This is a genomic window from Sphingomonas sp. ERG5, from assembly GCF_000803065.1.
GTDB lineage: Bacteria > Pseudomonadota > Alphaproteobacteria > Sphingomonadales > Sphingomonadaceae > Sphingomonas.
Genome location: NZ_JSXI01000016.1, coordinates 144923 through 171406, shown reverse-complemented (window position 1 = coordinate 171406; position 26484 = coordinate 144923). Strand labels below are relative to the sequence as shown.

The 26484-nt window shown below is 63.8% G+C and carries 24 protein-coding genes and 1 tRNA gene; 14 read left to right on the top strand and 11 right to left on the bottom strand.

What is annotated here, in order from left to right; translation table 11 throughout:
• Positions 1 to 30: 30 nt before the first annotated feature.
• Genes OO12_RS26705 through OO12_RS04700 form a run of 3 tightly spaced genes read right to left on the bottom strand, consistent with a single transcriptional unit; the run spans position 31 to position 3456 of the window.
• A complete protein-coding gene (locus OO12_RS26705) occupies positions 31 to 864 on the bottom strand; it encodes an alpha/beta fold hydrolase (protein WP_052215542.1) in 834 nt (277 codons plus the stop codon).
• Positions 865 to 889: 25 nt separating this feature from the next.
• Positions 890 to 2230: an MFS transporter gene (locus OO12_RS04705; protein WP_034157469.1), complete on the bottom strand. Its 1341-nt coding sequence runs from the start codon at positions 2228 to 2230 to the stop codon at positions 890 to 892.
• A gap of 20 nt (positions 2231 to 2250) precedes the next feature.
• Positions 2251 to 3456 carry a class I SAM-dependent methyltransferase gene (locus tag OO12_RS04700; RefSeq protein WP_052215541.1) on the bottom strand — a complete coding sequence of 402 codons (1206 nt, stop codon included), beginning with the start codon at positions 3454 to 3456 and terminating at the stop codon, positions 2251 to 2253.
• 132 nt (positions 3457 to 3588) lie between these two features.
• Here OO12_RS04700 and OO12_RS04695 point away from each other — a divergent pair, with 132 nt between their 5' ends.
• The 8 genes from OO12_RS04695 (at position 3589) to OO12_RS04660 (ending at position 11629) form a co-directional block, all read left to right on the top strand.
• A complete protein-coding gene (locus tag OO12_RS04695; protein ID WP_034157595.1) occupies positions 3589 to 4791 on the top strand; it encodes an FAD-dependent oxidoreductase in 1203 nt (400 codons plus the stop codon).
• On the top strand, positions 4788 to 5534 hold the full coding sequence (locus OO12_RS04690) for a maleate cis-trans isomerase family protein (RefSeq protein ID WP_034157468.1): 747 nt from the start codon (positions 4788 to 4790) through the stop codon (positions 5532 to 5534). Before OO12_RS04695 ends, OO12_RS04690 begins: the two co-directional genes overlap by 4 nt.
• Positions 5531 to 7015, top strand: coding sequence for an aldehyde dehydrogenase (locus OO12_RS04685; protein ID WP_034157467.1), 1485 nt, complete (start codon positions 5531 to 5533; stop codon positions 7013 to 7015). Before OO12_RS04690 ends, OO12_RS04685 begins: the two co-directional genes overlap by 4 nt.
• 2 nt (positions 7016 to 7017) lie before the next feature.
• The gene (locus OO12_RS04680) at positions 7018 to 7503 is read left to right on the top strand and encodes a nuclear transport factor 2 family protein (protein WP_034157466.1); all 486 of its coding nucleotides are present in this window, start codon (positions 7018 to 7020) and stop codon (positions 7501 to 7503) included.
• A 67-nt stretch (positions 7504 to 7570) separates the two neighbouring features.
• Positions 7571 to 8980 (top strand): 3-isopropylmalate dehydratase large subunit, encoded by a 1410-nt coding sequence (locus OO12_RS04675; RefSeq protein ID WP_034157465.1) that lies wholly within the window; start codon positions 7571 to 7573, stop codon positions 8978 to 8980.
• A complete protein-coding gene (leuD, locus tag OO12_RS04670) occupies positions 8980 to 9600 on the top strand; it encodes a 3-isopropylmalate dehydratase small subunit (protein ID WP_034157464.1) in 621 nt (206 codons plus the stop codon). Before OO12_RS04675 ends, leuD begins: the two co-directional genes overlap by 1 nt.
• Complete coding sequence (locus OO12_RS04665) at positions 9597 to 10520, top strand: hydroxymethylglutaryl-CoA lyase (protein ID WP_034157463.1); 924 nt, start codon at positions 9597 to 9599, stop codon at positions 10518 to 10520. The genes leuD and OO12_RS04665 overlap by 4 nt, the downstream gene beginning before the upstream one ends.
• Positions 10517 to 11629, top strand: coding sequence for a CaiB/BaiF CoA transferase family protein (locus OO12_RS04660; protein ID WP_082006341.1), 1113 nt, complete (start codon positions 10517 to 10519; stop codon positions 11627 to 11629). The genes OO12_RS04665 and OO12_RS04660 overlap by 4 nt, the downstream gene beginning before the upstream one ends.
• Positions 11630 to 11695: 66 nt before the next feature.
• Here the strand turns inward: OO12_RS04660 and OO12_RS04655 are convergent, their stop codons facing one another.
• From OO12_RS04655 to OO12_RS04630, 6 genes are all read right to left on the bottom strand, one after another.
• Positions 11696 to 12715, bottom strand: a complete 1020-nt coding sequence (locus tag OO12_RS04655) for an amidohydrolase family protein (protein ID WP_160296742.1) — start codon at positions 12713 to 12715, stop codon at positions 11696 to 11698.
• Positions 12716 to 12906: 191 nt separating this feature from the next.
• On the bottom strand, positions 12907 to 15387 hold the full coding sequence (locus OO12_RS04650) for a TonB-dependent receptor domain-containing protein (RefSeq protein ID WP_152616269.1): 2481 nt from the start codon (positions 15385 to 15387) through the stop codon (positions 12907 to 12909).
• A gap of 97 nt (positions 15388 to 15484) precedes the next feature.
• Entirely contained in the window at positions 15485 to 16534 is a 1050-nt protein-coding gene (locus OO12_RS04645; RefSeq protein ID WP_160296741.1) for a FecR family protein, read from the bottom strand.
• Positions 16521 to 17114, bottom strand: coding sequence for an RNA polymerase sigma factor (locus OO12_RS04640; protein WP_082006340.1), 594 nt, complete (start codon positions 17112 to 17114; stop codon positions 16521 to 16523). Before OO12_RS04640 ends, OO12_RS04645 begins: the two co-directional genes overlap by 14 nt.
• Before the next feature lie 74 nt (positions 17115 to 17188).
• Positions 17189 to 18799, bottom strand: a complete 1611-nt coding sequence (locus tag OO12_RS04635; protein ID WP_034157460.1) for a serine hydrolase — start codon at positions 18797 to 18799, stop codon at positions 17189 to 17191.
• A gap of 360 nt (positions 18800 to 19159) precedes the next feature.
• Positions 19160 to 19246 (bottom strand) — tRNA-Tyr (locus OO12_RS04630).
• 135 nt (positions 19247 to 19381) lie between these two features.
• Between OO12_RS04630 and OO12_RS04625 the strand changes: the two genes are divergently transcribed.
• Genes OO12_RS04625 through OO12_RS04615 form a run of 3 tightly spaced genes read left to right on the top strand, consistent with a single transcriptional unit; the run spans position 19382 to position 22590 of the window.
• Positions 19382 to 21007 (top strand): M20/M25/M40 family metallo-hydrolase, encoded by a 1626-nt coding sequence (locus OO12_RS04625; protein WP_034157459.1) that lies wholly within the window; start codon positions 19382 to 19384, stop codon positions 21005 to 21007.
• A gap of 2 nt (positions 21008 to 21009) precedes the next feature.
• The gene (rlmB, locus tag OO12_RS04620; protein ID WP_034157458.1) at positions 21010 to 21756 is read left to right on the top strand and encodes a 23S rRNA (guanosine(2251)-2'-O)-methyltransferase RlmB; all 747 of its coding nucleotides are present in this window, start codon (positions 21010 to 21012) and stop codon (positions 21754 to 21756) included.
• Positions 21757 to 21777: 21 nt separating this feature from the next.
• Positions 21778 to 22590, top strand: coding sequence for a hypothetical protein (locus OO12_RS04615; RefSeq protein WP_034157457.1), 813 nt, complete (start codon positions 21778 to 21780; stop codon positions 22588 to 22590).
• A gap of 36 nt (positions 22591 to 22626) precedes the next feature.
• Here the strand turns inward: OO12_RS04615 and OO12_RS04610 are convergent, their stop codons facing one another.
• Positions 22627 to 22944, bottom strand: coding sequence for a 2Fe-2S iron-sulfur cluster-binding protein (locus tag OO12_RS04610; protein WP_034157456.1), 318 nt, complete (start codon positions 22942 to 22944; stop codon positions 22627 to 22629).
• 72 nt (positions 22945 to 23016) lie between these two features.
• Here OO12_RS04610 and OO12_RS04605 point away from each other — a divergent pair, with 72 nt between their 5' ends.
• Complete coding sequence (locus OO12_RS04605; RefSeq protein ID WP_034157455.1) at positions 23017 to 23640, top strand: DNA-3-methyladenine glycosylase family protein; 624 nt, start codon at positions 23017 to 23019, stop codon at positions 23638 to 23640.
• A 40-nt stretch (positions 23641 to 23680) separates the two neighbouring features.
• On the opposite strand, the gene OO12_RS04600 is transcribed toward OO12_RS04605, so the two are convergent.
• Positions 23681 to 24061, bottom strand: coding sequence for a DUF2147 domain-containing protein (locus OO12_RS04600; RefSeq protein ID WP_152616280.1), 381 nt, complete (start codon positions 24059 to 24061; stop codon positions 23681 to 23683).
• Positions 24062 to 24176: 115 nt separating this feature from the next.
• Between OO12_RS04600 and OO12_RS04595 the strand changes: the two genes are divergently transcribed.
• Together OO12_RS04595 and OO12_RS04590 are read left to right on the top strand one after the other, a co-directional pair.
• Positions 24177 to 25046, top strand: a complete 870-nt coding sequence (locus OO12_RS04595; protein WP_034157453.1) for an S-methyl-5'-thioadenosine phosphorylase — start codon at positions 24177 to 24179, stop codon at positions 25044 to 25046.
• A gap of 116 nt (positions 25047 to 25162) precedes the next feature.
• Positions 25163 to 26470, top strand: coding sequence for an Nramp family divalent metal transporter (locus OO12_RS04590; protein WP_034157452.1), 1308 nt, complete (start codon positions 25163 to 25165; stop codon positions 26468 to 26470).
• The last annotated feature ends 14 nt before the right edge of the window (positions 26471 to 26484 follow it).

Here is a 26484-nt window from a genome sequence, read left to right as displayed (position 1 = left end):
CATTATGTACTAATGTTAGTGCAAATCAAGTCAGGTTTTTCGTTGATACCCAACATGGGTGTCAACGAAAGGAAACAGGGTCGCGCACCATGTCGCAGCATGATCGAGCAACACGCCCGCACCCCCTGATAATTCAGCATATTCCCACTCCGGACGCCGATCGATCAGGGCGCGGCCGGACGGGTAGACCGGATCGGTGCGTCCGGCGATGACTAAAGTCGGGCAAGCGATCCGACCGAGATCGGCCGTGAAATCATACCGTGCCGCGGCGTGATGGCCGTGCTCGCGCGTCGGGCCATTCGCGAAATAGGTCAGGACCGAGACATGGAGCGTCTCGTCACTCCAGTCGGGATCGGCGACACGCCGGACCAGTGACCAGCGATCGGTCAGATGGCTTCCGTCAGGTGCGACGCGTTGCGAGTCGTCGATCGCGGCCAGCCGCTGTGCGCGGCGCTCCGCTGTGTAAAGTGGGGCATTGTCCATCGCCAGCGCCAGCGCGCGATCGGGATATTCGGCGGCCATGCGCCCGGCGACCAGCGCACCGCCATGCTGGCCGATCAATATCGCGTGGTCGATGCCCAGCCCGTCGAGCAGCGGCGGCAATATCGCCGCGAAACCCTCGATAGTCGGATCCGCGAGCGGGTCGGACATGCCGTGTCCGGGTAAATCGGGTGCGATCGCCCGATAGCCCGCTGCCGCGAGCAGCGGCATGACGCGACGATATTGGATCGATGCCCAGGGCGCCTGGTGCACCAAGATGATTGCCGGCCCTTCGCCCTGCTCACGATAATGCAGCTGGCCCGCGCCGAACGCGACATAGCCGCGCCGTTCGCCAGGCAGAGCACCAGTCGAAGGAAGAGTCATTGGCCGAACCCGGCTCGGTCCCTGGTCATGCCGTCGCCGGAGCGGACAGCGCGTCGGGCACGGCCAGGCTTTCCTCCATCTCGACCAGTGCTTGCCGGTAATGTTTCATGCCGAGGACCACGAACAGGATCGAGGGAATGCCGATGCAGATCACGAACAGGCTCAGCACCATGCCGATCGACCGGGGATCGCCACTATAATCGGTCGCCCAACCGATGATCGGCGGGCCGAGCAACGGCCCGACCAGCGTGATCACGGTATTGAAGATCGCCACCGACTGACTGCGAATATCGCCGGGCGTGACCAGCGCCAGCGCCGAAGGACCACCGGCGGTCGCGATCGATTTACCGACAAAGGCGATGAACATCGCCGTCACCGCCAGGCTGGCGGTCGGCATCACCGGATAGAGCGCACTCATCGGTATGCCAATCGCCAGACCGAGCAACAGCACGCGCATCGCGGCGTCGGCATGCGTACGGAGGAGATGGCGCGTCATCCAGACCGCGATCGCCGTCCCGATCGGTCCGGCAGTGAAGTAGAACAGCCCGGTGACGGTGCCGATGGTCGGGATGTCCCAGCCCCAGACGCGCTGGAACAACGGGATATTCCAGAAGGTCAGCGTGCTCATCGCGAAATTGCAGGTCGCGCCGACGAACAATGCGCCAAAGCCGCGCCAACGCTGCAGGATATAGCGAAAGGCGCTGATCTGCGGCGCGGCGCCCTCCTTGGCAACGCGCTCGGTGCGGGCCGGTTCGCGTATCGTCAGCATCAAAGCCGCGAAGATGAATCCGGGAATACCGACCAGGAAGAACGCCATCTGCCACACCTCGAACGGTCCGACGCCGAGGAAATGGGTATGTCCCATCGATGTCAGCCAGCCGACCAGATTGCCGCCGACCAGAAAGGCCAGGCCAGCGCCGAGATAGGGACCGGCCATATAGATGCTGATGGCACGGCCACGGCGGCGGCGGTCGAAATAATCGCTGATCATCGAGATCGAGGCGGGGCTGACCACGGCTTCACCCAACCCCAGGCCGAGGCGAAGCAATAGCAGCACGGCAAAGCTCATCGCGAAACCGCTCGCGGTGGTCATCGCGCACCAGAAAACGATGCCGCCGATCAGAATCCATTTCCGGCTCGCCCGATCGGCATACCAGCCGAGCGGGATGCCCATCAGCACGTTGAACAGCGAAAAGGCCGGGCCGAGCAACAGCCCGACCTGGAAATCATTCAACTGCAGCGAATGCTTGATCGGTTCGATGACGAGCGTGAGAATATATCGGTCGAAATAGGACAGGATATAGACCAGCAGCAATAATATGACGACATACCATTGATACCCAATCGAGTGCTTCTGCTGCTCCACCGCAATTCCTCTGCTGATCGCTAAGCCTTGCGGCTGCCAAATACATACCAACCGCCACGGCCATGCATCGGCCGCCCCGGTTCATCCCAGGTGAATGCCGTGCCCCGATCGGGAAAGGCGCCGATGTCCGGCAGGATTTGCGCGAACGACATGGTGGGATCGAAGCCGGCCGCGACGCACAATGCGACGTGATCCTCCGCCCGCCAGGCGGTATAGGACGGCTCGTTATTGTTGAGCGTGTCCCAGTTCCAGAAATAATCTTCATACGCATCGACAAGATGCGATGCGGGCAGCTCCTGATGGACCATGATGCCGCCCGGCGCGAGCAGCCGGTGGCATTCCGCCAGCACGCGGCGCGCCACCTTGACCGGAATTTCGTGGAAGAAGAAGCTCGAGACGATCAGGTCGAAATGACCATCGGGGAAATCCAGCGCCTCGGCATTCTGCTGGCTGAAATGCAGCGGCACGCGCTCATGCTCGGCAAAGGCATGACCATAGCGCAGTAACGGCGCCGAGACGTCGACGCCATGCGCCTCCAGCCCGGGAAAGGCCTGGACATAAGGCAGCAGATTCTTGCCCGAGCTGGTGCCGATATCGAGCATCCGCTTCGGCACCGCCGTGGGATGTTCGGCCTTCAGCCAGCGTGAGATCACCCGGGCGACACCACCCCAGCTGCGATGACTCTGATTGGCGGTGAAGACTCGCGAACCCAGGCTGGCGACCGCGCCCTGCGCGACGTCGTCCGCCACGAATTCGGAATGGAAACAGCCCGGCATCAGATGGACATCGAGCGCATCGACATAACGCGGTGCGGGCAGCGCGGGGTCAAGCCGTAGAGAGCCGCCCGCCGGGCTGAATTCGGCCGCGTCGCGCGCAACCTCGATCATCGCCGGCAGCGCTCGCTCGACTTGCGGCTGCACCGACAGGAAGCACATTTCCTGCGCATTGTACCGCACGCTGCTGTAAAAGCGGTAAGACGTTTCCCCGGCCATCGCGCGATCGATCGCGCGCCAGTCCGCAAAATCGCTTCCCCTGGCCTCCGCGGCGGGACGGATACGGTCCTGGAAATCGCGTTCCAGCGCGCCCGCCAGGTCCTGGATAGCGTGGCGACGCAGCGCGCTGCAGAAGCGCTGGCGCCCGATTTCGTCATGCGTCGGCGCGGCAAGCGCCTCGATATCCGGAATCGTTTCCGGCACATTGCCGGGCACCCTGGTCTGGATCGTCACCGTCGATCTCCTCAAACGATCCGCCACGGTATCCCCGTCCGGATGGGCTCACAACGCAAAGAGCGAAAAAAGACGTTGCGTCGATCTCATTTGCCATACATCTAGGACAAATCATCGACGGGGAGCGGCTTGGTGTCAAGCACGGATCGAAACAGGGTCATTATTGCCGGGGCGGGGCCGGTCGGGCTGGTCGCGGCGTTGCTGCTCGGCCGCCGTAACATCCCGTTCCTGCTGCTGGAAGCCGAGGAGCAACTGGCCGAGGATCTGCGCGCCTCGACCTTCCACCCGCCGACGCTCGACCTGCTTGACGATCAGGGCATTGCCGCGCCGTTGATCGCGATGGGCCTGATCAGCCCGACCTGGCAAATCCGCATGCACGAAACCGGCGAGCGCGCGGTGTTCGATCTCGCCGCGATCGCCGCCGACACGCGCCATCCCTATCGCCTGCAATGCGAGCAATCGAAGCTGTGCCGCCTGTTGCTCGACCAGGTCCTGGCCGAAGCCAGGGGCGAAGTCCGGATGGGCGCGCGAGTCGAGGCGATCGCGCAGCATGCCGACAGCGTCACGGTGACCTTCCGCGAGAAAGGCGAATCGATAAGTGTCGCGGGCCGCTACCTGATCGGCGCGGACGGGTCGCGCAGCGTGGCCCGGCGCGGCCTGGGCTTTGTCTTCGAAGGCAAGACCTATCCGGAAACGACGATTCTCGGCACGACGCGCTTCCCGTTCGAGGAGCATCTGCCTGGCCTGTCAAACGTCAATTATGTGTGGAAGGCGAAAGGCACGTTCAGCCTGTTGCGGTTGCCCGACCTGTGGCGCTGCAGCCTTTACCCGGATGAGGGCGAGTCGATCGAGGACGGGCTCAGGCCGGAGAGCATCCAGCGCAAGCTGCAGGCGATCGTACCGCGCGACACCGATTACGAGGTGCTGGAGACCCGCGCCTATCGGATTCACATGCGCATCGTCGACAGCTATCGCGCCGGTCGCGTACTGCTCGCCGGCGATGCCGCGCATGTCAATTCACCCTCGGGCGGAATGGGCATGAACGGCGGCATCCATGACGCGTTCGAACTGGTCGATACGCTCGCCCAGGTCTGGCACGGCACTGACGACGCGATCCTGGATCGTTACACGCGCCGCCGCCGTCCGGTGGCCGAAGCGGAGATACTGGGGCAGTCCGACCGCAACCGTGCGCGCATGCAGGAGCGCGACATCGCCAGGCGGCGCGAGATGCTCGCCGATCTGCGCCGTATCGCAGACGACCCCGTCGCATGCCGTGAGCATTTGCTGAAAAGCTCGATGATCGCGGGCTTGCGCCAAGCGGCCACCATCGCATGACCAGCGCGCACGGCTATGGCCGCCATGGCATGATCGGAATCGGTACGCCGCAAGCCAATCCGACGGTCGAGGCGGAAATGGCCATTCTGTTGCCGCCCACCGTGACGCGCGTCACCACGCGCCTGACCAGCGACGCCGCCGCATCCGAGGACCGATTGCGCGCCTATATCGAGCGACTCGACGATGCGCTGACCCTGTTCGATACGCTTCGGCCGCATGTTTTCGGCTTTGCCTGCACGGCCGCCTCCTATCTGATCGAACCGGCGCGGGAGGCGGAAATCATTGCCGCCGCACAGGCGCGTTTCGGTTATCCCGTCATCACCGCCGCCGCCGCCATCGCCTGGAAATTGCGCGCGCTCGGCGCACGCCGCATCGCGCTGGTCTCGCCTTACCCGCCGGCGCTGGGCACGGCCGCCAGCGCGTACTGGACCCGGCAAGGGTTTGCGCCGGCCGGCATCGGATCGGTCGCCATCGCCGGTCATGACACGCGCGGCATCTATGCGCTCGACAGTGAAGACGCGCGCGCCGCGCTGCTCAGCCTGGGCGATCTTGCGGTCGATGCGATTCTCATCACCGGCTCGGGCATGCCGTCCCTGCCGCTACTCGCCGACCCGCCGCCGAATCTGCCCCCGATCATCTCGTCCAATCTCGCTTTGGCCGAGGCCCTGCTCGACCAGCTTGGCCTACCCCTCCCCGACTGGCGCGCACGCTGTCGTGCCGCAACCGAAGGATCTTCGTCATGACCTCAGCCATCAGCGCCATCATCGACGGCAAGATCATCCCGACCGCAGCAGGCGCGCCGATTCCGGTGATCGATCCCGCCAGCGAAGAGACGATCGTCGAAATCGCCGAGGCGGAACCGGCGCTGGTCGATCGCGCCGTCGCCTCGGCACGGCGCGCGTTCGAAACCGGACCATGGCGCCGCATGGATGTGGAAAGCCGCCAGGCCGTGCTGCGCGCATGCGCCGACGCGATCGATGGCGCGACCGATGAGCTGGCCGCGCTGGAATGCGCCAATACCGGCATCCCGATCGGGCAGGTGCGCGATCGCCAGGTGGCGCGATCGGCGTATAATTTCCGTTTCTTCGCTGATTATATCGGCCAGGCGACCGCTGAACTCTATGAGCAGGATCCAAATTATCTGACCTTCGTCCGCCGCGAGCCGGTCGGCGTCGCGGCCTTGATCTCGCCCTGGAACGCGCCGATCGCACTCGGTTCGATGAAGATCGCCTCGGCGATCGCTTTCGGCAATTCCTGCGTGATCAAGCCCGCCGAACAGGCGCCGCTGGGCGTCAATCTGCTCGTCGAGTTGCTGCAAAAGGCCGGCGTGCCGGCGGGCGTCGTCAATCTGCTCAACGGGCGCGGCGCGACCACCGGCGACCAGCTCGTCCGGCATGACGATGTCGATCTCGTCTCGTTCACCGGCGGCACCGCGACCGGGCGCGCGATCATGGCGGCGGCGGGCGCTGGCCTGAAGCCGGCAACGATGGAACTGGGTGGCAAGTCGGCCAACATCATCTTCGACACGGCGGACTTCGATCAGGCGCTCGACGCCGCCTTGCTCAGCATCTTCACCACTAATGGCCAGCAATGCCTGGCCGGATCGCGCATCCTGGTCCAGCGCGGCATAGCCGGACGCTTCGTCGAAGCGTTCATCGCGCGTACCAAGGCGCTGCGCATCGGCCACCCGCTCGAGGCCGGTACGGAGATCGGCCCCCTCGCCTCGCGCCGTCATCTCGATCATGTGCTCGGCTTCGTGCCGGTCACCGAACGCCCGGGCGTGCACATCCTGACGGGTGGCCGCCGCGCGCCCGGTTTCGAGCGCGGCAATTATATCGAACCAACCGTGGTCGCGGTCGACAGCATCGACGACCGCATCTGCCAGGAAGAGATTTTCGGCCCCTTCGCCGCGGTGACCGTCTTCGACACCGCCGAGGAAGCCTATGCGCTCGCCAACGGCACGCGCTTCGGCCTGGTCAGCTATGTCTGGTCGCAGGATATCGCGACGGTCATGGAAGCGCAGGACCGGCTGTCGAGCGGCATCGTCTGGTGCAACACGCCGATGATGCGGGAATTGCGCGCGCCCTTTGGCGGCTATCGCGATTCAGGCGTCGGGGCCGAAGGCGGCCGCGCCGGAGAGGCATTCTACACCCGCCAAAAGGCCGTCAGCATCCCGCGTCGCCCCCTGACGCTGCGCAAGCTCGGCATGCAGCAGGGAGCGTGACCATGTCGATCGATCAGGCCATCACCGACTATCTCGACGCCTATTTCGAGGCATGGAATCGCTATGACGTGCCCGCGATGACGGCCCTATGGGACGAAGACGAGGCAGTGCCGATCTATCTCGCCGAAGAATGCGATCCGCATATCGGCTGGGATGCGGTGCTCGGGTATTGGAATGTCGACCGCTCGAAATCCGAACGGCTGGTGACCTGGCGGAACCTGACGGTAAAAGAAGCCGCGCCAGGGCTTGCCATCGCGTTGTTCGACGCGAACTGGAGCACCTATATTCCCGGCTCGCGCCTTTACCCGAAGCCGTTCGGCGGCCCGGTCAGGATCACTACCGCGATGCGTCGCAAGCCGGAGGGCTGGCGCATGTTCCATTATGTCGAAGCGCCGCTTGCTTCGATCGTCCAATTGCGCCGCGCGCACGAGGATGCGGTCGACGCCGCGCTGCACGCTCGCCTTGCGGCGAAAAACATCGTCTATTGATCGACCCGCCGGGGCCGAAGAGATTGAATTTCCCGTATATGACGCGTAGGACATTAGACATAGAGTTATGACAAATCCGCGCACTCTCTTGACCAAATTGTGGGACGCGCATGTCGTGGCGTCATTGAGTGCGGGTGAAGATCTGATCGCGATCGACCGGATCTTCCTGCATGAGCGGACCGGATCGATCGCGCTGCGGTCGCTGGCGGCCTCGGGCCGCCATGTACTCGATCCCGGCCGGGTCTTCGCGGTCACCGACCATATCGTCGATACGTTGCCGGGGCGCACGGGATCGCGCGTGCCGGGCGGCGATGTCTTTCTCGACGCAACCCGCGAGGAAACGCGCAAGGCTGGCATCCGGCTGTTCGATGTTCAGGACCCCGATCAGGGGATCGTCCATGTCATCTCGCCCGAGCTCGCCATCGTCCTGCCCGGCGTCACTTTGGTCTGTCCGGACAGCCATAGTTGCAGCCAGGGCGCGCTGGGCGCGCTCGCCTGGGGCATCGGTTCGACCGAGGCGGAGCATGCCATGGCGACGGGCACGCTACGCATGTCGAAGCCCAAGGCGATGCGCGTGACGTTCGACGGCCGGCTCGCACCGGGCGTGACGGCGAAGGACATGGCCCTTGCCCTGATCGCCACCCATGGCGCGGGCGGCGGCAAGGGCCATGCGATCGAATTCGCGGGAGAAGCGGTACGCGCGCTCGATATCGAGGGCCGTCTGACCCTGTGCAACATGGCCACCGAATTCTCCGCGGTGACCGGGTTCGTCGCGCCCGACGAAGCGGTGTTCGCCTATCTCGACGGCCGCCGTTTCGCGCCCCGCGGTGCCGCGTGGGAAGCAGCGCTGGCGACCTGGCGCACGCTCGCGACCGAGCCGGGCGCGCGCTTCGATCGTGAGATCGCGATCGACGCAAGCTCGATCGAACCAATGGTCAGCTGGGGCACCAGTCCGCAAAGCTCGGTCCCGATCTCCGCCGTCGTTCCACCGGCACGTATCGGCGACGCTGAAAGCCATGCGCGCGCACTCGATTATATGGCGCTCGACGCCGGTCAGCCGTTACGCGGCATTCCGATCGACGCGGCCTTTATCGGCAGCTGCACCAATAGTCGCTTGTCCGACTTGCGGCGCGCGGCCGCGATTCTCGACGGCCGCCGGGTGGCGCCGGGCGTGACGGCGATCGTCGTGCCGGGATCATCGGCAGTTCGGCGCGCGGCAGAGGCCGAGGGGCTCGATCGTATCTTCACCGCCGCCGGGTTCGAATGGCGCATGAGCGGCTGTTCGCTGTGTTTCTATGCCGGCGGCGACGGTTTTGCGCCGGGATCGCGGGTGATCTCATCGACCAATCGCAATTTCGAGGGGCGACAAGGTCCAGGTATTCGGACGCATATCGCCAGTCCGGAGATGGTCGCGGCAAGCGCAATCGCTGGCGCCATTGCCGATCCCCGCGTGATCGCCAGGGTGGAGGCGCTCTGATGGCAGGTTTCGCGCCCGTTCGGCACATCGTCGGTGTCGCCGCGCCGCTGTTGCGCGCCAATGTCGATACCGACGCCATCATCCCGTCGCGGGAGATCAAGGGCGTCGCCAAGACCGGCCTTGCCGAGGGCCTGTTTGCCGACTGGCGCTATCTGGCGGCGGGCAGCCGCATGCCCGATCCTTCGTTCATCCTCAACGACCCCCGCTTCGCTCACGCCCCGATCCTGCTGGCGGGAGCGAATTTCGGCTGCGGGTCGAGCCGCGAACACGCCGTATGGGCGCTGGGCGAATATGGTGTCCGCGCCATCGTCGCACCAAGCTTTGCCCCGATCTTCCGGGGAAATTGCGTGTCCAATGGCATCATCCCCGTGGTGCTCGATGCCGCGACCATCCTGGCCATCGCCGATGCGGGTGCGCCGGCCGCAATCGACTTGCCGACGCAGACTCTGGTTTCAGGCACGATTACCGTCTCGTTCGACATCGATCCCGAAACCAAGGTTATTCTGACTGAAGGGCTCGACGCGATCGATCGCACCTTGCGGCAGGGCGATGCGATCGCCGCCTTCCACGCCGCCGATCGCATCGCGCGACCCTGGGTCTATCTGGAAAGCATATCATGAACCCTATCCTGATCAGTGAGGTCGGCCCGCGCGACGGCTTGCAATCGATCGACCGGGTCATGCCGCTCGACGCGAAGAAAGCCTGGATCGCGGCCGAAGCCGCCGCCGGGGTGCGCGAAATCGAAGTGGGCAGTTTCGTGCCCGCGTCGCTGTTGCCGCAAATGGCCGACACCGCCGAACTGGTCGCGTTCGCCCGCACGATTCCCGGCCTGGCCGTGGCGGTGCTGGTGCCCAATCTGAAGGGCGCCGAACGCGCCATTGCGGCCGGCGCGCACAAGCTTTCCCTCCCCTTTTCGATGTCCGAGACGCACAGCCTGAAGAATGTCCGCAAGGATCATGCGGCAATGGTCGCGGAAATCGCCGCGATCGCCGCGCGCGTGGCGCAGGAAGAAGTGCCGCCGCATTTCGAGGTCGGCCTGTCCACCGCGTTCGGCTGCACGATCGAGGGCTTCGTACCGGAGGATACGGTGGTGCGCCTTGCCGTCGCCGCGATCGAGGCGGGGGCGGTCGAAGTGGGGCTATCGGACACGACCGGCTATGCCGACCCCGCACAGGTGCGGCGGCTGGTGCGCAAGGTGAAGGCTGCGGTCGGCGCGGATCGGCTCAACAGCCTCCATTTGCACAATACCCGCGGCCTCGGCCTCGCCAACGCGCTCGCCGGGCTGGATGAAGGCATCACCACGCTCGACGCGTCGCTCGGCGGCCTGGGCGGCTGTCCGTTCGCGCCGGGGGCATCGGGCAATATCGTAACGGAGGATCTGGCGTTCATGCTTGAAGCAATGGGGTACAGGACGGGGATCGACCTCGTTGCGCTGATGCAAGTGCGTGGCATCGTCGAAGCGGCCTTGCCCGGCGAACCGCTGTACGGCTTCACACCCGATGCCGGCCTGCCGCTCGGCCTGGGAATGCGCACGGCATGACCGCGCCGACACCGCTGGCCGGCCTGACGGTCGTCGAATTCACGCATATGGTGATGGGCCCCGCAGCCGGCGCGATCCTCGCCGCGCTCGGCGCCGAAGTGATCCGGGTGGAACCGCCGGGCGGGGACCCCACGCGGCGGCTGATCGGGTCGGGTGCGGGCTATTTCCCGATGTACAATCGCCACAAATCCAGCCTGTGCCTCGATTTGAAATCGTCCGAGGGATTGGCGAAAGCGAAGCAACTCGTCGCCAATGCCGATATCGTGGTGGAAAATTTCCGCCCCGGCGCGCTTGACCGGCTTGGCCTGGATTATGACACGCTGGCCGCCGACAACCCGCGTCTGGTCTATTGCTCGCTCAAGGGTTTCCTGCCCGGCCCCTATGAGAACCGCACGGCCCTTGACGAGGTCGCGCAGATGATGGGCGGCCTCGCTTACATGACCGGCCCGCCCGGCCAGCCGCTGCGCGCGGGATCGAGTGTGATCGACGTGACCGGCGGCATGTTCGGCGTGATCGCGATCCTGGCGGCGATCGAGGAACGGCATCGCACTGGCCGTGGTCAGAAAGTGCTGGCGTCGCTGTTCGAAACCACCGTTTACCTGGTCGGCCAGCATATGGCGCAAAAGGCCGTGACCGGCACCGCCGCCGCGCCGATGCCGTCGCGCGTTTCGGCCTGGGCGATCTATGATGTATTCGAGACCAAGGATCACCCCGTCTTTATCGGCGTAGTCAGTGACACGCAGTGGGAGAAATTCTGCGCCCTGTTCGACCTTGCCGATTTGTGGGTCGACCCGGCCTTGCGCGCGAACAATGACCGCGTACGGGCCCGCTACCGCATCCTGCCGCGCATCCGCGCCCTCACCACGACGTTCACGCGCGACGAGATACTGACGCGGCTGGAAGGATCGGGCCTGCCCTTCGCGGCGATCGCGCGGCCGGAGGATATGTTCGACGACCCCCATCTGCGCGCCTCGAACGGCCTGGAAGCGGTGACATTGCCCGACGGGACCACAACCCTGCTGCCGACCCTGCCGATCGAGATGTCGGGCCAGCGACCGGGCGGCGAGCATATCTTTGCATCAGGTGCGCCCGAACCGACCGGCACGTGAGCGGACCTTTTGGGCGCGGGGCTTGCGCCCGCAAAGATTAAGCTCTCGGACGGATCGCCCCGAGGATCAATCGGCGTTCTTTTTCCGCGCCCAGGCGGGCAGCAGATAGGGCGCGCGGTTTCGGCAAAGCTGCTGCCATTCGCGGGCATTCACGGGCAGTTGTACCCTTTCTATGGCGAAATATTCGGCGGGCGGGTGCAGCCCCGGCCAGTCGCTTCCCAACACAAACCGATTGAATCCGATCTTGCGCATCAACGCGACATAGCGGCGCGTATATTTTGCCCGCTCTTCGGCGTTCTCGACAAGCTGATACTGGACGACGGCCGAGAGATCGAAGACGAGATTTCGGGTTCCCGGCGCCTTGCGCGCGATGGCATCCCCATAAGCCGCCAGCGATTCCAGCGTTGCAGCGTCGACCCCGCCATAGCCGCCGCCGTGTGCGAGCTGGATCGGCAGGTCGCCGGCCTGGGAAAGCACTGTATCGATAAAGCGGTGTATATTCTGCGGCGTAAACCCGTCGTCGGTCCGGCTGTGCACGATCAGCGGCATCTTCGCGGCTCTGGCCGCGCGGAAGAAGGCTGCGAGCTTCTCCATCTGTTCGGTCGAAGCAAAGTTGAACCGGCTGTTGCCGAAATGAAGCTTGACGCCCGCCGCGCCGGGTTGGCGAGACCAATAGGCAAGCTCTTCTGCGGCGTTGGCAGCGAATGGATTGATCCCGACGAAAGCGATCAGCCGTCCGTGCGACGCCAGCGCTGCATCGACATTATATTGATTTTCCTCATGCATGCGCCGCGCGGATTCTGCAGGATCGATCGGGAGTATCGGCGAAGCGAACATGTAACCGGTCGACAGCAGAACACCCTGTTTGATGCCCGCGCGGTCGAGTTCGTGCACGGCATCTTCGCCCGTGCGCACCTTAAACAGGTCCTCCGACATGCCCTGGAAGCTTTCGGGCGTTTTTTTCATCGCCTTGCGCATCAGGTCGGAAACGGCGGCGCTCTGGATGTGGATATGGTGGTCGACGAGCGGCGCCACCGGCTCTGATCCGGACTTGCGGGCATCGGCGGGGCTGCCGACCGCGAACAACGCGGCCCCCGCAACTACAAGCGCGAGCCGTCGTCCTTGCGTCACCGAGCGGAGGGCCCGCGCGCCAAATCGATCGATCTTTCTGAATAGCATCATGATTAGATATCCTTTGAGGGAGCGCCGCCGCCGCCGTCCGGCGGATCCGCAAGCAGATGTCCAAAGCGATGACGGCGATCGGCGCCCGGCTCCAATCAAATCCGGTAATTGACGGTCACACCAAATGTGCGCGGGCGGACAATGAACTGCTCGAGCGGATCGGCGGAACCGCTCGTCACGCCCCTTGAGTCTCCGATATTATCGACGAACAGCGTGATGCCATATCGGTCGTCGCTTACGCCGGCGCGCAGGTTGAACAGGTGATAGCCTCCTAGCTCGGCACCGGAGAGGACTCCTCCCGCGACCAATGCTCCCGGCGCGCGCGAAACATAGCGATGGGAGAGCAGGAACGACCATGTCGAAGCAGCGTCCCGATGCTCGTAACCAAGTACGTTGGACAACTGCCATTTTGATGCGCCGGGCAGCGTGCTGCCGCGCGGCACGACGGGCCCAGGCGCTGAGGGATCGGGATCGAAGGAATCGGAAAGTTTGGCATTCAAATAGGTGAGGCTGGACGTTAGCGAGACCCCATCGATCGGGCGCAGGGTCGCACTGGCCTCGACACCATAGCTTCGTGCGCTTCCTGCATTGTCCGCATAGTTGAGCTGGCCCGAGGTGAGCCGGAGCTGGATGTCACTCCAGTCGATATAAAATGCCGTCACGTCGAGGAGAAGCTTGCGGTCGAACAGATCCATCCTCGCACCGAGCTCGTAATTCCAGAGCGAGTCGCTCCTATATTGGGCGGGCACGTTAGTGCCGGGGAGTCCGGGGATGATGTTCGGCCCGCCGAAACGAAAGCCCTTCGACGCGAGGGCATAGATCATCAGATCGCTGCCCGGCGTCCAGGTGATCGACCCCTTCGGATTGAACCCCGAAGATTTCTGGCCTCCGCCCAGACCCGATGCCGGGTTCCCGCCCAGAGTGGCGGCGAGGCCCGTCAGGGTCGAGTGCAATTTGAGTTGCTGGTCGAACAGGCGACCACCCAGCGTAACCTTCAGGCGATCGTCCAGATGATAGGTCGCCTCGCCGAATAAGGCCTTCTCATCCGCCTTGCCTATTACCTCGCCGCCGATGAACAGATCGCCCGGGGCGATCACCGCGCCCGAACCCGGGCCAAATAGATCGTCGACGACCGCCTGCAGGCCGGTGGCAGTGACCCGCTGGTTCAGTGCCGTTTTCGTGCTGTCATACATTGCGCCTACGACATAGTCGAAGGCGCCCCCCGGGGCCGAAGCAATCCGGATTTCATAGGTCTGCCCCCGGTTCCGCCCGCGCGCTTCCGACGTGACCGGCGCGAGTCCGAACAAATCTGCCGAGAATGTCGACGTATAATCATCCTGCTGGAACGACTTTTTCCGATGATAGGTTGCCGTCGCGGTGAGGGTCGCGAAATCGAGATCTTGATCAAGTCGCAGATTATGGATCAGCGTGCTGAAGGTAGCGCGATCGTCAAAGAGGGTCGACTTGCGGAGCGTGCCCGCGGTCAGCGGCTGCTGGAAACCGACATCTTCGGTTTCCTGTTTCTGCTCGAGATACATATAATTGATCGTCGTGCGCGGCCCCGGCTTCCAACTGACCAGCAGCCGGCCGCCCTTCGTCACCGTCGTGTTCGAATCGGATTTTCCCGTTCCGATATTGTCGATGTAGCCCGCATCCCGCCGGTAGACGAACACCCCGCGCACGCCGAGCACGTCGTCGATGATCGGCGCGTTGATCATTGCCTTGCCGGCACCGCCTGTCCCGCCGTGCTGAGTGCCGGACAGCGTTCCCTGTACCCGCGCACTGGTGCGCCCCAGATCGGGCCGGCTGGCCTGATAATTGACGGCGCCGCCCAGCGATGCTGATCCGAACAGGGTGCCCTGGGGCCCGCGTAGAACCGACACGTTTGCGACGTCGAATGTGTCGATGTCGGGCGTGCCGATCGAAATCGAAGGATCGGTCAATGGCACGTCATTGATGAAGATACCGGTCGTCGCCTGCCCTTGATCCTTGCCGGTCGTGGACGCGATGCCGCGGATCGCGATCGCCCCGTCGCCCGGCCTGGCGGCGTTAAAAATCACCCCGGGCATGCGTTGAAGATAGTCGCCCAGACCCTGCGCGCCCAGCTTTTCAAGCTGCTCTCCTGTCTGGACGGAAATGGAGCCCGAGATTTTTCGCGCCACCTCGGGCCGCTTTGTCGCGGTCACGACGATATCTGTATCATCGGCTGCGACGGGCATGAGAGCCTCGCCGCCGGAAGGCCCCGCGGACGTCTGGGGGCGTTCGATCACGAACGCGCCCTGCGCGGTCCGGCGCGCAACCAGACCAGTTCCCGCGAGCAGCCGGTCAAGGGCCTCTTGCGTGGTGAAACTTCCATCAAGCGCCGGCACCCGGCGGGAATCGACGATCGACGGGCTGAAGACGATTTCCGTCCGCGTCTTGCGCCCGACCTGCCGAATAGCCTCGGCCAGAGGTTGCGGCGGCAGCTTGAGCCGGACGGCCTCTTGCGCCGCCGCCGGCATGGCTGCCAAGCAGATCGGCGCCAGCGCCAATGCTCCCATCAGCCCGAGCCCGGTCCGCGCCCTGAATATCGTCATCATTTCCCTCCCCAACGCCTTGGCTGCCGAGGTGCTCGGTCGGCACCTCTGGCTTGCATCACGCGGCGGCGGCGAAAACCCGTATGGGCAAACGCAATTATTTTGATGGGTCGGCTTGCGCGGGCGCGGTGCGGCGTTTCAGAAGGATATTATCGGGGCGGCTTTGCGCCTCGATCGGCACCAGTTCCCCTAATATCGCAACGAAACGATCGGGATCGCCGGTCCGAAACACGCCGCTGATCCGCTGCGCAGCCAATTCCTTGTCCTGCAGCACGATCGTCCGGTCGGAATAGCGATTAATCTCGCTGACCGCTTGCGCCAGCGGTTCGTCGGCGAACTCCACAAACCCTTCGCGCCACTGCAGTTTGGCATTCACGTCGATGCTCGCGATCGGCTGTGCGATACCGCGCGCCACCACCAGGGCCTGGCCCGGCTGGAGTATCGAGCGTGACTGCCCGTTCGCCCGCTGATCTACCGCCACCTTTCCCTTGATCAGGATGACCTCCACCCGATCCGTGTCCAGACGGACCTCGAAGATGGTGCCGAGCGCGGTGACCTGTCGATCGGACGCCGCCACGACAAAGGGCCGGGCGGCATCATGCGCAACCTCGAAAAGCGCCTGGCCGCGCACGAGGCGGATCATCCGGCGCCGCGGCGCCAGCGTGACCAGGATTTCGGAAGCGGTATTGAGCGTGACCGTGCTTCCGTCACCAAGCGTCACCGTCCGCATCTGGCCTTTGCTTGTCGCATAGCGCACCGCCTGTGCGGCAGCGGCTGGGGCCGACGCGGAATCGTCCGGCACGATCGAGCGCATGATTGGCGTGCCGAATATCACCCCGGCGACCAATGACGCCGCAAGAAGACCGCTCGCCGCGACCTTCCACTGTCCTGGACGGCGAGGCGGTGCGAGGGCGGTAGCCCTGAGCGAGGCCAAGCCTTCGTTCTCTTCGAGCCCATCGTATAATTTCCAGGCTGCCGTCATGCGCGCCAGTTCTTCAGCATTGGCCGGCGATGCCCGTAGCCAGCGCTCGAACTCCACGGCCTCGCCATCCGAAAGCTCGCGGCCGTCGCGGCGAACGAACCAATAGGATGCCGCCTCTGAGCACGACATCCCGAGCGTCGGATCCCTCTGCTCAGCGCTGGTCATCGTCATTCATCCGGCTGGAGACATGCAACATCGCGCGCTGCATGTGCTTCTCGGTCGTACTCAGCGAAATCCCCAGATGCCGGGCGATCTCGCCATAGCGCATGTTTTCGAGGCGCCGGAGAATGAATATGGTGCGCGTCCTTTCCGGAAGTTCGTGCAAAATGGTCGATACACGCGCCAACTGCTCCTTGCTTGCCGTCACATCTTCGGACGAAAAATCTGCATCCCCATGTACATCGGGCAGAAATTGCTGATGCTGCCGTTCGCATCGCGCCTGCTTGCGCCGATGACTGTCGATCAGGACATTGTTGGCTGTCGTGAACACATAAGCATCGACCTCTTCGTCATTGCGAACCGGGCCGCGGCGCATCAGCCGCTCAAAGACGTCTTGAACTAGATCGTCGACATCGGGCCGGCTGCCGACCCGGCGTGAGAAATAGCGCTGCAGGGCCACACGAAACCGTCCGTGCAGCCGCAACATCCGAGTCTGTTCGTGAAGCACATCGCGCTTCCCGTCGGAACATTCCACCGCCTCCTCCTCGCACGCGAGGATGCCAGCGGTTTGTCGGCGTTCAAGCATTTATCGTCGCCCTGTCCAGCCGGACCGGCGGATTCGGAGGCTTGTGCAGCCGCGCATCCCGGCGCCATGGAGTGTCACCGGCCGGCCACAGCCACGGGCTCATCACTCCCTCCCGGATTCGGCGCCGGCCGCCTCACAGGAGTGAAATGGAGATCCTGATAGTCGTAGCTGAAGTCGGCGAGCGGCGACACCGGCTTCATCGTTATGCCTTCGATCGCGCCATCGGCATCCAGGCCGAATGTCACATAGGCCGGCTCAATCTTCGCATCGTCGAAACGCGTGATGAAGCTGTCATATTGCCAATGTTCGAGCCGGCCGCTCATGCGCGGAGTCGATTTGAAATCAATCGAGAGCCCTGCCTTGCCGTGTGTCACCTCGATATTCCCGTACCAGGGATCGTTGAACGTGCCGACGTACCGCGCGAGCGAAAGAGAGGGCCCGACCTTCACCGGACGCGCCGCAGCGACCTGATAACCGGCAAGCTCCCGATCGACAGTCTCCTTCTTGAACCTCGCAAATTTGCCCGGCCAGTCGTTGGACGAATATCCCAGATAATGATCGATCAGTTCATACATCAGACCGCGGAGAAGCTGGTCGTCCTCGCTGTTGATCTCGATCGCGAACCCGACATCCTGTTCGGGCAGCAGCACGACGACGGCCTGGAAACCGAAATCGGCACCTCCGTGCGTGATCACTCTGGCGCCGCGATAATCCTGCACGCCCCAGCCCAGCGCGTAGGTGTCGAACAGTGGCCGTGTGAGCTTCAGATAATCGGGGCGCGGCGGCGAGGCGCGCAGCACGACCGGTGTCCACATCTCACGCGCCTGCGCTTCGCTGTAGAGCGTGCCACCATTCTCGGTGCGCCCGTGAGAAAGCTGGATAGCAATCCATTTCGCCATGTCGCGTGCGCTCACTGCCAGGCCGCCGGCGGGCGCGGCGCTGCTCGCGGTCCCCTCGCGTTCGTCGAGCACCTCCTGAACGCCGACCCCGCGCAGCCCACCGCTCGTGCGTGCATGCGGCATAGCGCGATCCGCCGTCGCGAAACGCTTCGTATCTTCGCTCGTCGAATCGAGCATGCCGGCGGGCTTGAAGATCTGGTCCGCCACATAGGCCTCCCACGTCTTGCCGGTCACCGCCTCGATCAACTGGCCGGCGACCATGTAGAGCACATTGTCATAGGCGAAGCCGCTGCGAAAACTCGTCGCCGGCTTGATATGGCGAAGCCGCGCGACGGCTTCGGCGCGCGACAGATTGCTGCGCGGCACGAACAGCAGATCCCCTGCCCCAAGTCCCAGACCGCTGCGATGGACGAGAAGGTCCCGGATCGTGATCTCGCGCGTCACCCATGGATCCCACATCTGGAAGCCCGGCAGGTGATCGGTGACCTTGTCGTCCCAGCCGATCCGGCCCTGATCGACGAGCGTAGCAAGTGCGGCAACGGTCACGGCCTTGCCCGTGGAGCCGGTCGGAAAGATCGTTTTCGGCGTCACCGGATCATCGGACCCAAGCCGTTTCACGCCATAGCCCTTGACCAGCACAGGCTTTCCTTTTTCGACGATCGCGATTGCCATTCCAGGAACGCCCGCGCTCTTGCGGACCGCCTCGACACGCGCGTCGAAATCGGCGGGCAGCTCGGCCGCCGCCGGTGACGCGACGATCAGCAACAGGAAAATCAGCTTCTTCATGCAAATTCCGCCAGGAAGGATTGGGTGCTGCACGATCAGCGGAAACAGCGCGAAAAATGGCGCCGCCCGGACGGGATCGGCTGCCGGTCGAATACCTGTCCCATCATCGCCCCGTCTCCACCATCGGCTTGACCGGCCGTATCCGGCGCCGTTGAAACGCAACACGCAGCGTTTGCGAAAAACCGTATCCGCTCTGGCAGATTTATTGCGCGCGACACCCGATCCGGCAAAGGGGCGCCCCTTTCCTCGGCCTGGAGTGCTGACCGGATGGCTCGCGGAAGAGCGCGGACGCGACTCACCCGAGAAGCCCTGAAAATCTATGTTTTCAGGGCCATCCGCGGATGCGTGAGATTGTAGAGTTGGTGGACAGGGCTGGATTCGAACCAGCGTACGGGAAACCCGGGCAGATTTACAGTCTGCTGCCTTTAACCACTCGGCCACCTGTCCATTGGGCCGCCCAAAAGCGAGGCGGTCCAATGCCGCCCGATTGCGCCCCTGTCAACGCTTGCGCGCAACCGGAGCACCGAATAGCGTGACGCAATATTGTTGCTTGATCGCGGCAAAGCCTATCAAGGGGTCTCCATGCGCTCTTATCTCTCCACGGCGGCGGTCGTTCTCGCCATTGCTGCGCCTGTTTTCGCACAGAATGCGGCTGGGCAGACCGTCGACAAGACTCAGGTCAACAAGATCATCGACGAAGGCACGACGCGCAGCCAGGTGATGCTGACCGCCGCCTATCTTTCCGACGAGATCGGCCCGCGCCTGACCAATTCGCCGTCGATGCGCGTCGCCGAGGACTGGACGCAGAAGAAATTCGCCGAATGGGGCCTGAAGAACGTCCATAAGGAAGGGTTCGACTTCGGCCGCGGCTGGACGATCGAGCGGTCGAGCGTGCGCATGGTCACGCCGCGCCCGATTCAACTTACCGCGATCCCGATCGCCTGGACCCCCGGCACCAACGGCACGATCAGCGCGCCGGTGTTCGTCGCGCCAATGAAGCGTGAGCGCGATTTCGATAAATGGCGCGGGCAGTTGAAGGGCAAGATCGTGATGATCACCCTGCCCAACACCGGCAACGAGCCGGACACCGCACCGTTCAAGCGCTACACGACCGAGGAACTGGGCAAGCTCGATCAATATGAGCAGCCGAAATTTGATCCCGAGGCGGCCGACCGCCGCCTGAAGCGACTCGACTACACCAAGAAGCTCGGCGCGTTCCTCCAGGCGGAAGGCGCGCTTGCCTATGCCACCATGTCGTATCGCGACGGCAAGCTGGTGCACGGCGAAGGCTATCTGTTCGGCGTCGGCGAAACCATGCCGCTGCCCGGCGTCGAGATTGCCGCGGAGGATTATCGCCGTCTCGCGCGCCTTGCCAAGATCGGCCGCGCGCCAACGCTGGAGATCAACAGCGAGGTGCGCTTCGACGACAGCGACACCAAGGCCTATAACGTCTTCGCCGAAATCCCCGGCACTGACCCCAAGGCCGGTTATGTCATGGCCGGCGCGCATCTCGACAGCTGGGTCGCGGGCGACGGCGCCGGCGACAATGGTGCGGGCACCGCAATGATCATGGAATCGGCGCGCATCCTGGCGGCGAGCGGTATCCGCCCGAAGCGCACGATCCGCTTCGCCCTGTGGGTCGGCGAGGAGCAGGGGCTGCTCGGAAGCCTGGCCTATGTCGAACAGCATCTCGCGACGCGCGGTTCGGCGAGCGACCCGGTGCTGACCGGTCTCAAGCGCTTCTATGGCTGGACGAGCCGCTGGCCGATCACGCCGCGCCCCGGTTATGGCGACCTTGCCGCCTATTTCAATCTCGACAATGGCTCGGGGAAAATTCGCGGTATCTATGCCGAGAATAACCCGGCGGTGGTCTCGACCTTCAAGGACTGGCTGGCGCCCTTCTCTTCGATGGGCGCGACCAGCGTCGTGATTCCCAAGACCGGCGGCACGGACCATGTCTTCATGCAGGCGATCGGTGCCCCGGGGTTCCAGTTCATTCAGGACCCGCTCGATTACGGCAGCCGCACGCATCATTCGAGCGTTGATACATTCGATCACCTGAAGGCGGACGATCTGCGCCAGGGATCGATCATCCTTGCCTCGTTCCTCGCCAATGCGGCGAATGCGGACAAGGCGCTGCCCCGGCCGCCGCTCCCGACTCGGCCGGTGGTGACCGATCCCTTTGCTTATAACGATGACGAGGATTGATGATGGCACGCAAAGGACATCGCCCTTCGCACGCGCCGGCCGGTCGCCCCCGCTTCTGGGGCCGCCACGCGGTCACCGCCGCGCTCGCCAACCCCGAACGCGTGGTGCGGAAAATATGGGCAACGCGCGAGGCGCTGGCCTCGCTCGACATCCCCCCGGTGATCCCGATCACCTTTGCCGATGTCGCTGATCTCGCGCGGCTCGTGCCGGGCGATGCGCCGCATCAGGGGCTGGTCGCGGAAGTCGATCCGCTTGAGGATGTATGGCTTGGCGACTTGCTCGATCAGGGGGCTGGCGATCGCCGACCGCTGGTCATTCTCGACCAGGTGACCGACCCGCACAATGTCGGCGCGATCCTGCGCTCGGCGGCGGCGTTCGATGCGCTCGGCATCATTACTCCCGACCGCCATTCACCGCCGGAATCGGGCACCATTGCGCGCTCGGCATCGGGTGCGCTGGAGATCGTGCCCTGGGTACGCGTGGTCAATCTCGCCCGTGCGCTCGAAGAAGTGGCGGAAGCCGGGTTCTGGCGCGTCGGCCTGACCGGCGAAGCAACGCAGACACTGGCCCAGGCAATGGGCGAAACCCGCGTCGCACTGGTGCTCGGCGCCGAAGGCGAAGGCATGCGGCAGAACACTGCGGCGCATTGCGACGAGCTTGCGCGCTTGCCGATCTCGCCTAAGGTGGAGAGCCTGAACGTGTCGAACGCTGCGGCGATCGCACTCTATGCGGTGACGACACGAGGTTAGGTCAGCGTCACGGGGGTTGCCATGGTCGGACGTCTGCTGCGCATCGTGATCGGCGCCCTTCTGCCGCTGGCGCTGGCCAGCTGCGTGCTGGCACCGGGCAAATTCGTCTCGAAGATGACGATCAACGCCGATCGCAGCTTCACCTTCTCCTATGTCGGTGAAGTGATCGCGATCGATATCGGCGATGAATTCGGCAAGGGCATGGGCGGCGCCTTTTCAAATGACGCGCCGTCCAGCGAGTCGTCAGAACCGGGTTCCGACGATGGCGACAAGGTCGAGCCGAAACCCGCACTGTGGAAGATCGTAGCGCAGGACAGCCAAACGACGGACGAGAAAACCGACGACCGGGCCGACGAGAAGGCCAAGGCAGCCGCGAAAAAAGCTGCGGCCGAGACCAGGAACAAGGCGATCGCCGAGGCGCTGTCGAAAGAAGCGGGCTATCGCAAGGTCACCTATCGCGGCGACGGCAAGTTCGACATCGACTATCAGATCTCCGGCACGCTGACCCACAGCTTCGTCTATCCCTATAATGTCGATGCCGAGGCGGTCTTCCCGTTCATCATCGTCGAAGTGCGCGCGAACAACACCGTGCGCCTAAAGGCGCCGGCCTTCGCCAATGAAAGCTCGGGCAAGAATATGGGCATGGACGTGCCCGGCGCCGACCAGGCGTCGAGCAAGCTCGATGGCGTCTTCACGCTCGACACCAACGCGGAAATCGTCAGCCAGAATAATGAGGATGGCCCGACCACCATCGGCGCGCGCAAGACAATGGTGTGGAAAGCCACACCCTTGTCCAAGACCGCCCCGATGGCGGTGCTGCGCTTCGCGAAATAATCCCCCTTCCCGCCCGGCAGGAAAGGGAGAAGAGGATCAATCCTCCGCCGCGACGGTCACCCGCAATCCATCCAGCGCGTCGGTGAAGTCGATCTGGCATGACAGCCGCGAAGTCTCGGTGCGGTCGCTCGACGAATCGAGCAGGTCGTTCTCGTCCTCGCTCATCGGCGGAAGTTTGGCAGCAAAATCCGGATCGACATGAACATGGCAGGTAGCGCAGGAGCAGCAGCCTCCACACAGCGCAAGGATCTCGTCGATGCCGGCATCCCGGATGACTTCCATGACCGAAAGCCCCGCCTCGCCATCGATTTCGCGTTCTTCCCCTTCGCGCGTCACGACGATAAGCTTTGGCATGCAACTTCCCTCCTATGCGGATATTGGCATCCGCCATGCCGCGCCACGCAGCCTCGATCAAGGCAAGATGATATGGGCCTGAGCGCAGATCAGCTTCGTACGGCACTCGACGCGCTTGCCGCGAGCGAGCCGGCTTTCGCCGCGGCACTGGGGCGCGTCGGCTATCCCCCGCCGCGCATCCGCGAGCGCGGCTATGCCACGCTGCTGCGCACGATCATCGGCCAGCAAGTCAGCACCAAGGCCGCGCAAAGCGTGTGGAACAAGCTTGAAGGTCTGGTCGGCAGCCTCGACGATCCCGGCAACATCACGCGCGCCAGCGACGAGCAATTGCGCGAAGCGGGCCTGTCACGCCAAAAGGCAAGCTATGCCCGCAGCCTTGCCGATGAAGTGACGAGCGGACGGCTCGATTTCGCCAACCTTCCGGTCGATGACGAGGAAGCGGTTGCCGCGCTGGTCCGAATCAAGGGCATTGGCCGCTGGTCGGCGGAAGTCTATCTGCTCTTCGCCGAAGGGCGTGGCGATATATGGCCGGCTGGCGACCTGGCCGTGCAAATCGAAGTCGGACGAATATTAGGCCATGAGACGCGCCCGAGCGAAAAGCAGATTCGTGATCTTGCCGAGGCATGGCGCCCCTATCGCGGCGCGGCGGCGATCTTCGCCTGGCATCAATATGGCATCGGCACGCAGGTGATTTGATCGGATTGACACGCGTATCCCAGGAACCGGCGGCGCGCGCTCAACTCGCCGGATGCCAGGTCTGCGTCTTGCAGATGATGAAAAAGCATCCCTTCACCCGCAGCGTTCCATCCGCGTTGCGGCTGATCACCGATGAATAAGTATTGCCATATTGCGGATCGTACAGCCGGCCGCGCCACTCATGATCGTCTTCCTTCATGTTGAGGAAGATCGGCAGGCCGACCAGCGGGCGAGTGCGCAGCTTCGCATCGGAATTGCGTTCGTCCATCGTCTTGCCGACATCGGATTTGGGTAGCAGCTTGACGATTCGGCCGCACATCGCGGCGCCGCATGGTTCGATCTGCACCACCGCCTTCTGATTTTGCGTGACCCAGCGGCCGAGCACTGGTTCGGCGGCGCGCGCCGCGACAGGGAAAAGCATCAGGGCAGAAAGAAATACGGGGAAGAATGCGGCGAAACGCATGTTAAGACTCCAGGGAACGGCAGATCGAGCACCGCGACGCGTTTGCGTCAGGGGCGGTACCAAGGAACGGCGAATGAATGATGACTGGACGATCGGAATCATCGGCGGATCGGGCCTTTACGCGATCGATGCGCTCGAAAATGCCGAGTGGCGACGTGTCGAGACTCCCTGGGGCGACCCATCGGATGAGCTGCTGTTCGGATCGATCGGCGGAATCAAGCTGGTGTTCCTGCCCCGTCATGGAAGGGGCCACCGGATCGCACCGTCCGATCTGAACGCCCGCGCCAATATCGACGCGCTCAAGCGTGCCGGCTGCACCGACATTCTCGCCATTTCCTCGATCGGGTCGCTGCGCGAGGAATTGCCGCCGGGCAATTTCGTGGTGGTCGATCAGTTCATCGACCGCACTGTCGCGCGCGCCTCGAGCTTTTTCGGCACCGGCATGGTCGCGCATGTCTCGATGGCCGAACCGGTCTGCCCGCGCCTGTCCGCCTTTGCCGCCGAAGCCGTGAACGCGGCGGGCGGCACGGTCGCCAAGGGGGCGACCTATCTCGCCATGGAGGGGCCGCAATTCTCCAGCCGTGCGGAAAGCCTGTTGTACCGGCAATGGGGCGCCGACGTGATCGGCATGACGGCAATGCCCGAAGCCAGGCTCGCGCGGGAGGCTGAGCTGCCCTACGCGTTGATTGGGATGGTCACCGATTATGACTGCTGGCGGGAGGAGGAACATCATGTGGAGGTCAGCGAAGTAATCGCACAGATGGGCGCAAATGGGGCCATCGCGCGGCAGGCTGTGGCGGCATTCGCCGCGGCACTGCCGGAGAAGCGGACGCCCTCCCCGCTCGATACCGTGCTTGATGCGGCGCTGATCACCGCGCCCGAGGTGCGTGATCCCGCGTTGCTGGCAAAGCTCGATGCGGTGATGGGGCGGGTTTTACGATAGGCTTTCACGCCTCCGACAGGAGGAGAAGCGCCGTGATCCCTGTTGACGCCCAGTCCTGCATCGGGGAGTGAAAGAGCATGTCGCCACCTCCCCCTGCGTCCGGAACCGTCCACGGCATGGCTGGCGAAGTCCGTACGCCATCGCTGTCGGAAAGCTATCGTACGGTCGCGGTGCCGCTCGGCGCGGGACGTTTCTGGCGCAAGCTCGGCGCCTTTGCCGGCCCGGGTTATCTCGTCGCGGTCGGCTATATGGACCCAGGCAACTGGGCGACCGATCTCGCCGGCGGGTCAGCATTCGGCTATACCCTGCTCTCGGTCATCCTGCTGTCGAACCTGATGGCGATGGTGCTGCAGTCATTGTCGGCCAAGCTCGGCATCGTCGCCGGACTCGATCTCGCCCAGGCATGCCGCGCGCATTATGGTCGGACGGTCAATTTCGCGCTTTGGGTGCTGTGCGAACTCGCAATCATCGCCTGCGACCTGGCCGAAGTGCTTGGCACCGCGATCGCGCTGCAATTGCTGTTCGGCCTACCGCTGATCGCCGGCGTATGCCTGACCGCGTTCGACGTGCTGGTCATCCTGACTCTGCAGCGCTTCGGTTTCCGCAAGCTCGAAGCGTTCATCATCACGTTGCTGATCGTAATCGCGGGCTGCTTCGCGTACGAACTGGCCATTGCCCAGCCAAGCATCGCCGCCATCGCCAAGGGGCTGATCCCGACCACTGAGGTGATCACCAATCCGGCAATGCTGTATATCGCGATCGGCATTCTCGGCGCGACGGTGATGCCGCACAATCTCTACCTCCATAGCTCGATCGTGCAGACGCGGCAGTTCGGCCAGGACGAAGCGGGCAAGCGCGATGCGGTGCGCCATGCGACACTCGACAGTACCATCGCGCTCGGCCTTGCCCTGTTCATCAACGCTTCGATCCTGATCCTCGCGGCGGCGGCGTTTCACACCACCGGCCAGACCGACGTCGCCGATATCGACCAGGCCTATAAACTGCTCTCGCCGACGCTCGGCGCGGGCGCGGCCAGCGTGGTGTTCGCGGTCGCGCTGCTGGCCTCAGGGCAGAACTCGACCGTGACGGGAACGCTTGCCGGGCAGATCGTGATGGAGGGCTTCCTCAACCTGAAGCTCAAAATCTGGGTCCGGCGCATGGTCACGCGGATGCTGGCGATCATCCCAGCAGTGATCGTCGTAGGGATTGCGGGCAATTCAGGCGCGACACAGTTGCTGGTGCTCAGCCAGGTGGTGCTCAGCCTGCAGCTGCCGTTCGCCATCGTGCCCCTGGTGCGCTTCACCAACAGCCGGGAAACGATGGGCGGGTTCGCCAACCCGTTGTGGCTGAAGCTCACCGCCTGGGGAATCGCAGCGGTGGTGATCGGATTGAACACCACCCTGCTTGTCGGCTTCTTCTTCTAAAACACCCTTTTCGG